Genomic DNA, 13027 nt, shown 5'->3' on the forward strand with positions numbered 1-13027 from the left:
GGCTGAGCCTCCGCTCAGCCCGAAAGGGCCTTTTCCGCCTCGCGGCGCATCGCGGCAAACGTGGCCGTCACATCGGCCAACTCCGTGCTGGGTGCGCCGATCGAGACCCGGACCAGCCAGCGCCCGTCCACCATGGCGGGGGTCAGGTAGGCAGCGCCTGAGCGGTTGACCGCCTCGGCCCAGGCGCGGGTGTGGCGGTCCAGCGCTTCGCCGATCAGCCCTGGCGGCTCGTGGCGCACGCAGACCGTCTGCAGCGGCACGGGTGCCAGCACCCGCCAGTCCGGCGTCTCTGCGACCAGCTTGGCCAGGGCCTGGGCGTTCGCCAGGTCGCGGCGCAGACGGGCCTGCAGCCCCACCACCCCCTGCTCACGGAGCACGAACCACAGCTTCAGCGCGCGGAAGCGCCGGCCGAGCGGGATGCCCCAGTCGCGGAGGTTGCGCACCTCCTCATCCACCGACGACTGCAGGTAGCTGGGGTTGGTGGACATGACCCGGACCAGATGCTGCGGGTCGCGCACATAATAGAGCGAGCAGTCGAACGGGACGCCCAGCCATTTGTGCGGGTTGAAGACCAGGCTGTCGGCGGCCTCGATGCCCTGCCACATCCAGCGGCATTCGGGCAGGATCATGGCGCTGCCGGCCATGGCGGCATCGACATGCAGCCAGATCCCGTGCCGGCTTGTGACCTCGGCGATGGCGGCGATCGGGTCGAGGGCCGTGGTGGCGGTGGTGCCGGTGGTGGCGACCACCGCCATCGGGCGCAGCCCGGCCGCCAGGTCGGCGGCCACCATCCCGGCCAGCGCGTCGGCGCGCATGGCATGGGCGGCATCGGTGGGCACCATCCGGACCTGGTCGCGGCCGATGCCGGCGAGCAGCGCGCCCTTCTCCACCGAGGAATGGCTGCCGGCCGACACGTAGACGGTCAGCGGGGCCGCTTCCGCCTGCAGGCCGCCATGGGCCAGGGCATAGCTGGTGGCGCGCTCGCGGGCGGAGATCAGGGCCACCAGCGTGCCGGTGGACGCGGTGTCGCCGATGACCCCCTGCCAGGCCGAAGAGAGCCCGGTCATCTGCCGCATCCAGTCGGTCACCACCTCCTCCAGCTCGGTGAGCGCCGGGGAGGACTGCCAGGACAGGCCGATCACGCCGAGCGCGGTGCTGATCAGATCGCCCAGCACCCCGGCCGGCAGGGCATTGGCCGGGAAGTAGCCGAAGAAGCGCGGATGCTGGAAGAACGACAGATGCGGGACGATCAGCCGGTCCAGGTCGGCGATCACCTGCTCGAACGGCTCCGGCGTCTCGGGCGGCGCCGCGGGCAAAGCGGCGCGCAGTTCGCCTGGCCGGCTCGGGGCCTGGACCGGGCGCCCGGGCAGGCTGGCCTGGTGGTCGGCCAGCCAGTCGATCAGGGCGTAGCCGTGGCGGCGGAACTCCTCGGGCGTCATGAGACGATGCTCTCCGGATGCGCTGCGGGGTCCATCGCCCCGGCGACCATCGGAGGCAAGCCCGTCCGTACCGGCCTGCGTCAGAGCGGCGCCACGCTCTCTGCCGCCGGCAGGATATTCTGGTTCAGGCTGAACAGATTGTCCGGATCGTACTTCGCCTTCAGCCGCGCCAGCCGCGCATGATTGCTGCCGAACGCATGCTGCACCGCTTCGGGCGCCTCCTCGCTGGCGAAGTTGCCCATGTAGCCGCCGCTCGAGAAGGGCTGCAGGGCATCCCAGGCCTGGCGCGTCCAGGCGATGTGCCGGGCGCTTTCGGCGGCATCCTGCCACTGCGCCATCAGCCCGACATTGAACTGGGCGTGGCGGAAGGCGAAGGCGGTGTCGTCCGGGGCGACCCGGCTGGCGGCCCCGCTGTAGAGCTCGACCACGAGCGCCGACATCGGCGAGGTCATGCGGTTGGCATGCTCGACCACCACGTCGATCGCCTCGTCGGTCAGGGCCTGGAGGAAGGTCGACTTCCAGTAATTATGCGTGCCGTCCGGGAAGGCGTCGTCGAGAAGACGCTGCATCGCCGGGAACGGCATGAGCTGGACTGCGTCGACCATGGGCGGGCCGAAGGCGCGCAGCGCGTCGACGGCGCGCTGGCCTTCGACCGGATCGCCGCAATGGCAGACGATCAGCCCGACCGCCGGAACCCCGTCCGGGGTGGTCAGGAAGCCGGCATAGGCGGTGAGCTCGTCCGGTGCCCCGGCCATCACCTCGCGATAGTGGCGCAGCAGGGCCGCCGCCTGGTCGCGTGGATAGATCAGGAGGCCGCCCAGCACGGTCCTGACCAGATGGGCCTGGAACAGGAAGGAGGCGGCGATGCCGAAATTGCCGCCGCCGCCGCGCAGCCCCCAGAACAGGTCGGGGTTCTGCTCGGCACTGGCGGTGACCACTTCGCCCGCGGCCGTGACGACCTCGCAGGCCAGGAGGTTGTCGCAGGTGAGCCCGTAGCGGCGCACCAGCCAGCCGACCCCGCCGCCCAGCGTCAGCCCGGCGATGCCGGTGCGGGACACCACACCGGCCGGAACGGCCAGGCCATGCAGGTGGGTCTCCCGGTCGAGGTCGCCGAGGGTGGCACCTGCCTGGACCCGCGCGGTACGCCGCTCGGGATCCACAAACACGCCGCGCATGCCGGACAGGTCGATGACCATGCCGTTGTCGCATAAACCCCGGCCGGCGACGTTGTGGCCGCCGCTGCGGACCGACAGGAGCAGGCCCTCGGTGCGGGCGAAGTTCACCGCGGCGACGATGTCGGCCACGCCGGCGCAGCGGGCGATCAGGCCCGGGCGCTTGTCGATCTGGGCGTTCCAGATCCGCCGCGCTGCGTCGTAGCCGGCATCGCCTGGCAGGATCACCTGGCCGTGGAAGCCGTTGCGGAACGCCTCGATCGATTCGCTGGCAAGCGCGCTGCCGTCGCGCCGCCTGAGCCCGGCCGTGTCCATGTACATCCTCCCGGGAGTTCACCGCTGCCGGCGGAAATCTCCACAGGAACGACTACGCGATCCCGAGGGGCAGGAACAGTGATCAGATCACTTGCGTGGCGCTGGACTATCCGGCAGCGGCCAACAACGAACCGGGGCCGGACGCTGCCGTCCGGCCCCGGTTTAGCCAGCCTGCCCGGAGGCCCAGCTCACTTCATCAGCGCCTCGGTCTGCTCGACGATCTGGGCGAGACCGTCCTCGGGCGTCACGTCCCCGCGCATCACGTTGGCGATGATGTCGCGCTGGGTCCGCCAGATGCGCACCGAATTGCCGCCCGGATAGCCCTGCCAGGGGCGCGAGCGGTCGATCTGGCTGGTGACGGTGGCGAAGTTCGGGTTGGCGTCGTAGAACGGCCCCAGGTAGTCCGGGCCGGTCGCCAGCTTGTTGGTTGGCATGTAGCCCGTGGTCTCGACCACGATCTTCTGGGCCTGCGGGCCGGTCACGAACTTGATGAACTCCCAGGCCGCCTTCTGCTTGGCCTCGTCGCTCGCCGCGATGATCGCGGCATTTCCGCCGGTCGGGAGTTTGCCCTTCTCCTTGTTGCTCACCGGGAAGGCCACGGTCCGCATCTTGAACTTGTCGCCGATCAGTTCGGTGACCTGGCGGACACGGGCCGGCGTGTCGAACTGGATGCCGGTCTGGCCGGCGACGAACTGCTGGCGGGATTCGTCGAAGTTGATCAGCTTCATCCCGCCTTCGGTGACGAAGCGCCGCGCATCTTCCAGGACGTGCAGGCCGAGCTCGTTGTTGTAGGCGACCTTGCCAGTGGCCGGGCCGTAGAGCTCGCCGCCCTCCTGGAAGATTAGGGTCTGCCAGAGCCAGTCGTCCGGCCAGTCGTGCACATTGTAGGTGAGGCCGGCCACGCCGGATGTCGCCTCCTTGATCTTCGCGGCGAGCGTGATGATCTCGTCCAGCGTTGTCGGCATGTTGTCCGGATCGCCGCCGGCCGCCCGCACCAGATCCTCGTTGACGTACATGACGCAGCTCGAGGCGGCCACGCCCAGGCCGCGCTGCACGCCATCCACCTGACCCAGGCTCAGGATCGCCGGGGCATAGTTGGCCTCGCGCCACTCGGCAGGCTCCGCCTCCAGGAGCGGGCCGAGATCGAGGACCTGGTTGCGGCGCTCCAGGGTGTGGATCAGCTCGGCCAGCAGGTGGTAGCCGGCATAATAGACGTCGGGGAGCTGGTTGGTGACGGCGGCGCGCAGCATCACCTGGTGGCCCTCGTCATAGTTCGCCGCCGGCGCCCGGTAGACGATCTTGATGTCCGGGCGCTGCTTCATGAACTCGGCAGCAATCGGCTCGTGGAACTGCGAGAAGGAAGGCTGGGTGTAGAACACGTCCAGCGTCACCTCCTCGGCCGCAAGGGCCGGCGTGCCCAGCCGCATGGCGCCCAGCGCGGTGGCCCCCAGCGCGGTGCCGGCCAGCAGAGTGCGTCGCTTCATTCCATCTTCCCCCTGAGCAATGCAGATCGCTGGTTAGAGCCCGGCCGCGACCATTATTTGACACCGGTCATCGTGATCCCCTCGATGAACCTGCGCCGGGCGAACAGGAAGGTCACCACCAAAGGTGCGGTCAGGACCGTCGCGGCGGCGGTGAGCGCGCCGTAGTTCGAGCCGGTCTCGGCATCCGCGAAATACATCATGCCGAGCGGCGGCGGTGCGAGGTTGATGTCGCTGATCACAATCAGCGGCCAGTACAGGTCGTTCCAGTGGGCCACGATCGAGAACACCGAGAAGGCGGCGATCGCCGGCCACGCGCTCGGTGTCACAATCCGCCAGACGATCTCGAACTCGCTCATCCCGTCCAGCCGCGCGGCATGGATGATGTCGTCCGGAAAGCTGCGGAAGAACTGGCGGAACAGGAAGATCCCGAACACCGACAAAAAGAACGGGACCATCATCGAGAAATAGGTGTTGAGCAGGCCCAGCCAGGCGAGCGCCACGTAGATCGGCAGGGCCGGGACCTGGATCGGGATGCACAGTGCCAGGAGCACCAGGATGAACAGGAGGTGGCGGCCCGGGAACTGGAGCTTGGCCAGCGCATAGGCACAAGGGATCGCGATCAGGAGCTGGACCACCAGGATCCCGGTGCAGACGATCACGCCGTTCAATGCGAAGCGCAGCACCGGAGCAGCCGTCAGCGCGAAGCCGTAGTTCTCGAGCCCATAGAAGCGGTCGGGCCAGAAGGACAGTTCGGCGCTGAACACCTCCTCGGGCGGCTTGATCGAGGTGACCAGCATCCAGACGAACGGCAGGAGGATGAAGACCGCGCCGGCCAGGAGGAAGGCGTGGACGAAGAACAGGCCGGTCATCCGGCGGATCATCGCGGCGGCCGGCGAGACCTCGCCTTCCGATGCGGTGCGGGTGGGCAGGGTCGCCTGCATCAGTAGTGGGTCCGCCGGTCGAGGACGAAGGTCTGGATCACCGAGAAGATCACCACGAAGGTCAGGAAGACCAGGGTCAGCACCGAGGCGTAGGCGGTGCGGAAATAATAGAAGCCTTCCAGATAGATCGCATAGAGGATCACCTCGGTGGAACCCTGCGGACCGCCCTTGGTCATCACCGCCACCGTGTCGAACAACTTGAAGGCGGTGATCGAGGTGGTGACGATCACGAACAGGGTGGTCGGGCCCAGCAGCGGCCAGGTGATGGTGAGGAACCGGTCGATACCGTTGCCTACCCCGTCGATCGCGGATGCCTCGTAAAGGTCGCGCGGGATCGAGGACAATCCTGCCAGGAACAGGATCATGTTGAAGCCGACGAGCTGCCAGATGCCGATCACGGCGAGCGTCGGCAGGGCCAGGTCCGGGTCGCTCAGGAACGGCACCTCGCTGAAGCCCAGCTTGCGCAGGGCGGCGTTGATCACGCCGAGGCTCGGGTGGAGCAGGAACTGCCAGACCGTCGCCATGGCGATCAGGGTCGAGGTCACCGGCAGGAAATAGACGATCTCGTAGAAGGAGCGGGTGCGCTTGCGCTGGTGGACCAGGACCGCCACCAGCAGTGCCAAGATCACCGAGCCCGGCAGCACGATCGCGACATAATAGAGCGTGTTGACCAGCGAGCGGCGGAACACCTCGTCGGAGAAGGCCTGGGCGTAGTTGTCGAGTCCCACCCACTCGAACGTCACCACGCCCAGCTCGTAGTCGGTGAAGCTGAGTGCGGCCAGGACCAGGAGCGGGACGACGTGGAGCGCCAGCAGCAGGAGGAAGGCCGGCAGAGCAAAGCCGGCCCCGGTCAGCTTCTGCCAGAGGAACTGGCGCCGAAACGGCATCGCCGCGACACTCATGCGCCGGTACCCCCGATCAGCGGGGCCACCGAGCGGACCGGTGGTCGGCCGGATGCCGGCGTTGCGGGCAGGGCGACCCGCTCACCGGCCGCATTGAAGACGTGGCAGGCACCCGCCTCGAACAGCAGGTCGACCGGCTCATCCGCCACGACCGACTCGTTGCCCATCACCCGGCAGGTCAGGCCGGCCTTCTCCGCACCGACGAGGTCGAAATGGAGGATCTGCTCGGGCCCGAGATTCTCGCGGCGGTGCAGCCGGGCCGGCAGGCGGACGGGATCCTGGAAGGCCGGGGCCAGCGGGGCCGGCACTACCGCCTCTGGCCGGAGCCCGACCGTGACCTCCGCGCCAGCTGGCAGGCCGGTGGCCAGGTCGATCCGGCCGCCCGGGATCTCGACCGCGCCATCCGTGCCGATCCGACCCTTGATGAGGTTGATGGTCGGGCTGCCGATGAACTGGGCGACCGTCAGGTTGGCCGGGTGGTCATAGAGCTGGGCGGGCGTGCCCAGCTGGATGATTCGGCCGCCGTGCATCATCGCCACCCGGTCCGACATGGTCATTGCCTCGACCTGGTCATGGGTCACATAGACGAAGGTGGCGCGCAGCCGGGCGTGGAGGTCGGCCAGCTCGCTGCGCATGTGCACGCGCAGCTTGGCATCCAGGTTGGAGAGCGGCTCGTCCATCAGGAACACGGCGGGATGGCGGACCATCGCGCGGCCCAGCGCCACGCGCTGGCGCTGGCCGCCCGAGAGCTGGGCCGGGCGGCGGTCGAGCAGCCGGTCGATCTGCAGCTGCTCCGCGACCGCTCCGACCTCCTGGCCGATCCCCGCCATGACCCGGCGGCGCCTGGGCGAGAGCAGGCGGACGAGTGGCAGCCGCTCGGCCATGGTCAGGCGGGCCATGGTGAGCGGCAGGGCCAGGTTCTGGAACACTGTCATGTGCGGGTAGAGCGCATAGCTCTGGAACACCATGGCCACGCGCCGCTCGTGCGGGCGCAGATGGTCGATCCCGACACCGTCCACCTCGATGCTGCCGGCGGTCTGCGGCTCCAGGCCGGCGATGATCCGGATCAGGGTCGACTTGCCGCACCCCGACGGCCCGACCAGGGTCAGGAACTCGCCATCGCCGATCGAGAGGTCGATGTCCCGCAGGACGGCCGTGTCACCAAAGGACTTGCTGATGCCACGAAGGTCGAGCTGCGCCATGGAGAAAGCCGATCCGGTCAGACGGGTCGCAGGACGGTCAGGAGACCGAGCTGCCGGGATAGATTTCGTGCAGGACGTCGTCGATCCAGAACGTCCGCAGTTCGGGCACGTCGACACGGCTGACGAACAGTTCCCTGCCCGCGAACTCGTACACCACCGCACCTAGCCGGCTCTCGCCCGGCATGCCCGGCTGCTGGTCGGGGCGCAGCGCGAAGGCGGTGGACGGCGCCCAGACATAGCGGACGCCATCCAGTTCAAAATCGTGCGACTTGTGCAGGTGGCCGGACGCGACCAGGCCGACATCGTGGTGGCCGATCAGCTCCATATAGGCCTGGCGCGGCTCGGGCTTGGCCGCCCAGTAGCCCATGTCCGGGTCCTCGGGCTCGTGAATGAACAAGGGCCGGTGCAGGAACCAGCCGATCCGCCGCCCGCCGGCACGCGCCATGCTGTCCTTCAGCCAGTCGAGCTGCGCCGCCTCCTCGGCCCGGCCGCTGCCGATCAGCATGGAGTTCAGGCCGAGCAGCCGCCACTCCTCCAGGTCCATCACCCAGTTGCCGGTGCCGAACCCCTCCCCCCAGGCGGCCAGCCGCGCGTCGTCGACCGGCTGGGCCAGGGAATCCGGGTCGCCAACGTCATGGTTGCCCGGCACGGACTGCCAAGGGATGTCCAGCCCCTGCAAGAGCTCGGCGCAGTAGGGAATGTCGCGAGCATCGCCCGCACCATCCAGGGTGACGTCGCCGGTATGGATCAGCAGGTCGGCGTCCTGCCTGTCCGCCCAGGCCTGGACCTTGCCCCAGTTGCCCAGGAAATGCCGCTTGGCGAAGCCGACATGGGTGTCGGAAATCTGCAGGACCTTCGTCATCAGCAGCCACGTCCCGCGAAGAAGATCGCTGCGCGGCGGCAAAGCGCCTGCCACGTCCAACTCTTGGGCATGTCACATCCTGCGGGGCGTCATTCTAGTTGCCGCCAGTCTCGCAGGGGATCCGGCAGGCTGCAACCCGACGAAAGCAAGCAGGTTGCAAGATGACGCGAAAAGGGCCGGACGTCGCCGCCCGGCCCTTCCCAGTATGCTCGAAGCTGACTTGCCGGCTCAGCGCTTGCTGAACTGGAAGCTGCGGCGGGCCTTGGCCTTGCCGTACTTCTTGCGCTCGACCATACGCGAGTCACGGGTCAGGAAGCCGCGGACCTTCAGCGCCGGGCGGGTCGCGGGGTCATAGGCCACCAGCGCATGGCTGATGCCGTGGCGCACCGCACCGGCCTGACCCGACAGGCCGCCGCCGGCCACGGTCGCGACGATGTCGTAGCGGCCGAGCGCCTGGATCTGCTCGAACGGCTGGTTGACGATCATCTGCAGGGTCGGCCGGGCGAAATAGGCCGGCATTTCCTTGCCGTTGATCGTGAACTTGCCGGTGCCCGGCTTCACCCACACCCGGGCCACCGACTCCTTGCGGCGGCCAGTGGCATAGGCGCGGCCCTGGGCGTCGATCTTGGGCTGTGCGGGTGCGGCCACCGGCTCCACGGGAGTGGCGGGGCGCAGGCGGGCGAGTTCGGAGAAGGAACGGGCGGTCTCGGCCATGGATCTGCTCAGGCTGCGGTGCGGGCGTTCTTGGTGTTCAGCGCGGCGAAGTCGACCTTGGTCGGCTGCTGCGCCTGATGCGGATGCTCCGCACCCTTGTAGACGTGGAGCTTGCGCATCACGTCGCGGCCGAGCGGGTTGCGGGTGATCATCCGCTCCACCGCCTTCTGGATCACCCGCTCGGGGAAGCGGCCGTCCAGGATCTTGTCGGCATGGGCCTCGCGGATGCCGCCCGGGTGACCGGTGTGGCGATAGTAGACCTTTTGGGTCCGCTTGTTGCCGGTGAGGACCACCTTCTCGGCGTTGATGATCACCACGTGATCACCGGTGTCCATGTGCGGCGTGAACATCGCCTTGTGCTTGCCGCGCAGCCGGTTGGCCACGTAGCTCGCGAGCCGGCCCAAGACGAGGCCTTCGGCGTCGATCAACAGCCAGTCGCGCTGGATGTCGGCCGGCTTGGCGGAATAGGTGCCCATCAGATCAACTCACTTCTGCCATCAACGCTACCTGACGGCAGCCACAAGACGTTCATCGCCGGGAGCCGATGCCTCCAGCGGTGCGCGGTCGTTTAGCGGCGACCCCTGCTCCCTGTCAAGCCGGCGCTCGGTCAGGGGCGCGGCCTGGAGGGATCGCGTAGGTGCCGACCGCGTGCGCCACCGGGTGGTCGCTGCCTTCGGACAGCAGCCTGACCTCGGCGATGGCCAGGGTGCGGCCCAGCCGGAGCAGGCGGGCCTCCGCCAGCACGTCGGCATGGCGGGGCTTGGCCAGGAAGTGGAAGGTTAGATCGGTGGTAACGCACAACGGTTCGTGGCCGATCCTGGCCAGGATCGCACCCCACAGCGCGATGTCGGCCAGCGTCATCATGGCCGGACCCGACACAGAGCCGCCCGGGCGCAGCGCCGTGACCGACCAGGGCAGGCGCACCACCGCGCAGTCGTGATCGAACCGGTCGACCTTCAGGCCGAGCGCTGCGGCGAGCGGCACGCTGCCGAGCGCCAGCGCTTCGAAGCCTGCGGCATCCAGAGGCTCTAGGGGTGAGGAAGACACGTTCGACACTGGGGCAAGAGTTCCATTCGGCCAGCTCTGCGCCCTCCTTGCCGCATCCGCGCTGCCGGGGCCAGCCCGCACGGCCGCGCCGCAAGCTGCACGCGTCGCGCCTGCTCCAGCGCCAGGATCATCCCGCCGGACTGCCTCAGCCGGGGGAGATAGGTATCGAGCACGAGCAACTGATATGGGAAGTAGAGCCCAGCGGACGGCGGCGGATCGCCATCCAGCCCGAGCAGCCATTCGAGCGCCATCGCGACGCCCAGCCCGTCGGCGGCATCTGTCCTTCAGGATGGACGACCGAATGACGGGTGCGCAGCGAGCGGCCGGCATGATCCTCGCTTGCCAGCTCAATGACGATCTCGGTCGCGATCGGCTCGCCGCGCCGGCGGGTTGAACTCACGCCGGTCGCAAGATCGCCGCGGACGTTCGGCGCGCCGGCCGCCGTCGCCAGACCGACCACGTCGTAGGTGACAGGGCGGACGCCATCATCTCGGTCCCGTCGACCGCGCGGAACCTGGACTTGGCATCGTCGCCGACGCGCCAGAAATAGCTGCCGTCGCGACGGGCGAGTGCCGCGAGCATGGTCTTGGTCAGGCGCTTCAGGTTGTCGACCTGGGCCGGCACCGACATCCTCATCATCGAGCAGCGCGCCGATCGCGATGTCATGGACCCGGCGAAACGCGTGGGCGAACTCGAGCGTCGGGACCGTCGTGGCACCGATCAGCCATTCTGCGCCGAGGACGACCGGTGATGGCTCTGGCCGGTGCATGTAGGCCGCCATCTCGGGCCGATCTCGTGCAGGCCCGACGAGATGCTGATCTAGGGCATACCCCGTGCCTGAGCGAAGCGGAGCGCGGCGATCCGGTCGTCCTTGAAGAAGAGGGCGGCTGCGCCGACCTCGCGCCCGCCGAGCCCGAGATCGTCGGTGGCCAGGTCGAGCATTACGCTCCTGGGTTGCCGATCCGGGCCGCGGCCTGCTCGGCGCTCGCGAGATCCCGGCCGCCGATCAGCAGCCGCAGGCTGGAATGTGCGGCCTGCAGGGGCCCGTGCCGTCCAGCCACGCCGGAATCACCAATGAGATGAACGGGAGCCAGTGACACCGAGCATGCCTCTCCAGTTCAGGCAGGAAAACTTGAAGACGCCGGGAAGCCGGACCGCCTCGCCGATGGGGAGGACGACAGCCAGGAACCTGGTCGCGGCAGCCCCCGTGCAGACTCCGCCGCGGGCTCCCCTTGCATCGATGTCCTGCGGATCCATGCCGTGTACGGTAGTACGATGCAGGCGAGGTTCACCGGACCTTCGATAATGGAGTGGATTGCGCCCACCTGCACCAGCCATCAGCCCCCGGGCTGATGGCAAGCGCCGTGCTGTTCAGGGAAGGATCGCGGTCACGCGGATCTCGATGCGCATCGTCGGCAGTCCCAGGGCCGCCACCCCGAGCTGCGTCCAGATGGGGGCGTGGTTCGGCATGTAGTGGCGGTACAGCCTGGCCATCGTTGCGTTGACCTCCGGGGGGAAGCCGCCGACATGGTAGGAATTGACGTGCACGACGTGCTCCCAGCCGGCACCGGCAGTCGCGAGAGTCCGTTCCACGTTGCGGAACGCCTGGGCGATCTCGTCCTCGAGCGACTCCGGGATCTGCAGATCGTCATTCCAGCCGCCCTGGCCCGATATCTCCACGCGGTTACCGATCTTCACGGCCTGCGCGTAGTGCAGGAGTTCCAGCAGGCGCTCCCCGTAGCCGGGGGTGATGAAGAATTCCGGCTTTGCCATTCGGCTGCTCCGTTCTGGTGGGCGATCGGGATTGCCAGTGGCGGTTCAGGCGATGGCGCCGCCATCCACCGTGACCACGGTCCCGGTGATCTGCCGTGCCGCGGGGCTGGCGAGAAAGGCCACGGCGGCCGCCACGTCCTCCGGCGTGCCGTAGCGACCAAGCGCGGTCAGAGCGCGCTGGCCTTCGGCCTGCTCGCTATTGGCCGGGTTCATGTCGGTATCGGTGGAACCCGGCTGAACCAGGTTCACGGTGATGTCTCGGGGCCCCAACTCGCGGGCGAGGCCCCGCGTCAGGGAGAGGAGTGCCGACTTGGTCAGCGAGTACACCGTCACGTTCGGGAACGGGACGCGCTCGCCCAGGCCCGAGCCGATGGAGATAATGCGCCCCCCTTGCTGCAGGTGCGGGATGGCGGCCTGCGCGGCCAGCACGGGTCCGCGCACGTTGACGTGCAGAAGGGCGTCGATCTCGGCGAGGCTGATGTCCGTGAACGGACCATAATGGGCGATGCCGGCGTTGTTGACCAGGATGTCGAGGCCGCCCAGCCCTTCGACCGCCTCCTCGACCGAGCGCTTAACGGCCGCGGGATCGGCAATGTCAGCCTGAATGGCAAGCCCCTTTTGCCCCTTGCCCTCGATCTCCCGGACGACCGCAGCGGCGCGATCGGCCGAGCGCTCGAACGTGATGGCCACATCCGCCCCCTTGTCAGCCAGCGCCAGCGCGATGCTGGCACCGATGCCGCGCGAGCCGCCCGTAACGAGGGCGCGCTTGCCAGACAGTTCACTCATGGCTCAACCCTTCTGTATCGATTGATACAGAAATAACTAGGAGCATTGAGGAAGCGGATCAAGGGATATATATGTAGTGACCGATGCAGAAATCGGGACAGACCGTGTCAGCCGACGAAACGGCACCGGCCCGCCCACGCGGGCGGCCTCGCGCCTTCGACCGGGAGGCGGCCCTGGCGAAGGCCACCCGCCTGTTCTGGCTCAAGGGCTATGAGGCGACCTCGATCTCCGACCTGACCGAGGCGATGGGGATCGGCTCACCCAGCCTGTACGCCGCCTTCGGCTCGAAAGAGGCGCTCTATCTCGAGGCGCTGCGCTATTACGCCGACCATTACGGCGATCTCGTCTGGGGCAGGTACGGCTCGGCGGCGACAGCGCGCCAGGCGGTCG

At 68.2% G+C, this 13027-nt stretch carries 15 protein-coding genes; 1 reads left to right on the forward strand and 14 read right to left on the reverse strand.

The window, feature by feature from the left end; genetic code table 11:
- Nucleotides 1-14: 14 nt before the first annotated feature.
- From EQG76_RS18695 to EQG76_RS18755, 14 genes are all read right to left on the reverse strand, one after another.
- Complete coding sequence (locus tag EQG76_RS18695) at nt 15-1439, reverse strand: pyridoxal phosphate-dependent decarboxylase family protein (RefSeq protein WP_159715887.1); 1425 nt, start codon at nt 1437-1439, stop codon at nt 15-17.
- A gap of 80 nt (nt 1440-1519) precedes the next feature.
- The gene (locus tag EQG76_RS18700; RefSeq protein ID WP_159715888.1) at nt 1520-2926 is read right to left on the reverse strand and encodes an FAD-binding oxidoreductase; all 1407 of its coding nucleotides are present in this window, start codon (nt 2924-2926) and stop codon (nt 1520-1522) included.
- 188 nt (nt 2927-3114) lie between these two features.
- Nucleotides 3115-4410 (reverse strand): ABC transporter substrate-binding protein, encoded by a 1296-nt coding sequence (locus EQG76_RS18705; protein ID WP_159715889.1) that lies wholly within the window; start codon nt 4408-4410, stop codon nt 3115-3117.
- A 53-nt stretch (nt 4411-4463) separates the two neighbouring features.
- Complete coding sequence (locus EQG76_RS18710) at nt 4464-5279, reverse strand: carbohydrate ABC transporter permease (RefSeq protein WP_159715898.1); 816 nt, start codon at nt 5277-5279, stop codon at nt 4464-4466.
- A gap of 71 nt (nt 5280-5350) precedes the next feature.
- Nucleotides 5351-6253 (reverse strand): carbohydrate ABC transporter permease, encoded by a 903-nt coding sequence (locus tag EQG76_RS18715; RefSeq protein WP_159715890.1) that lies wholly within the window; start codon nt 6251-6253, stop codon nt 5351-5353.
- Nucleotides 6250-7455 carry an ABC transporter ATP-binding protein gene (locus tag EQG76_RS18720; protein ID WP_159715891.1) on the reverse strand — a complete coding sequence of 402 codons (1206 nt, stop codon included), beginning with the start codon at nt 7453-7455 and terminating at the stop codon, nt 6250-6252. Before EQG76_RS18720 ends, EQG76_RS18715 begins: the two co-directional genes overlap by 4 nt.
- Before the next feature lie 37 nt (nt 7456-7492).
- Nucleotides 7493-8317: a metallophosphoesterase family protein gene (locus EQG76_RS18725; RefSeq protein ID WP_159715892.1), complete on the reverse strand. Its 825-nt coding sequence runs from the start codon at nt 8315-8317 to the stop codon at nt 7493-7495.
- A 228-nt stretch (nt 8318-8545) separates the two neighbouring features.
- Entirely contained in the window at nt 8546-9031 is a 486-nt protein-coding gene (rpsI, locus tag EQG76_RS18730) for a 30S ribosomal protein S9 (protein WP_159715893.1), read from the reverse strand.
- A gap of 8 nt (nt 9032-9039) precedes the next feature.
- The gene (rplM, locus tag EQG76_RS18735; RefSeq protein ID WP_159715894.1) at nt 9040-9507 is read right to left on the reverse strand and encodes a 50S ribosomal protein L13; all 468 of its coding nucleotides are present in this window, start codon (nt 9505-9507) and stop codon (nt 9040-9042) included.
- Between the two features lie 115 nt (nt 9508-9622).
- Entirely contained in the window at nt 9623-10087 is a 465-nt protein-coding gene (locus EQG76_RS18740) for a PaaI family thioesterase (RefSeq protein WP_235031447.1), read from the reverse strand.
- Between the two features lie 136 nt (nt 10088-10223).
- Nucleotides 10224-10859: a hypothetical protein gene (locus EQG76_RS31760; protein ID WP_200840924.1), complete on the reverse strand. Its 636-nt coding sequence runs from the start codon at nt 10857-10859 to the stop codon at nt 10224-10226.
- 38 nt (nt 10860-10897) lie between these two features.
- Entirely contained in the window at nt 10898-11020 is a 123-nt protein-coding gene (locus EQG76_RS32840) for a hypothetical protein (RefSeq protein ID WP_255476566.1), read from the reverse strand.
- Nucleotides 11021-11449: 429 nt separating this feature from the next.
- Nucleotides 11450-11851: a RidA family protein gene (locus EQG76_RS18750; RefSeq protein ID WP_159715895.1), complete on the reverse strand. Its 402-nt coding sequence runs from the start codon at nt 11849-11851 to the stop codon at nt 11450-11452.
- Nucleotides 11852-11896: 45 nt separating this feature from the next.
- The gene (locus EQG76_RS18755) at nt 11897-12637 is read right to left on the reverse strand and encodes an SDR family NAD(P)-dependent oxidoreductase (protein WP_159715896.1); all 741 of its coding nucleotides are present in this window, start codon (nt 12635-12637) and stop codon (nt 11897-11899) included.
- An 83-nt stretch (nt 12638-12720) separates the two neighbouring features.
- Between EQG76_RS18755 and EQG76_RS18760 the strand changes: the two genes are divergently transcribed.
- A partial coding sequence (locus EQG76_RS18760; protein ID WP_159715897.1) for a TetR/AcrR family transcriptional regulator occupies nt 12721-13027 on the forward strand: 307 nt, incomplete at its 3' end.

Origin of the sequence: Geminicoccus flavidas (genome assembly GCF_009806515.1) — a bacterium.
Lineage (GTDB): Bacteria > Pseudomonadota > Alphaproteobacteria > Geminicoccales > Geminicoccaceae > Geminicoccus > Geminicoccus flavidus.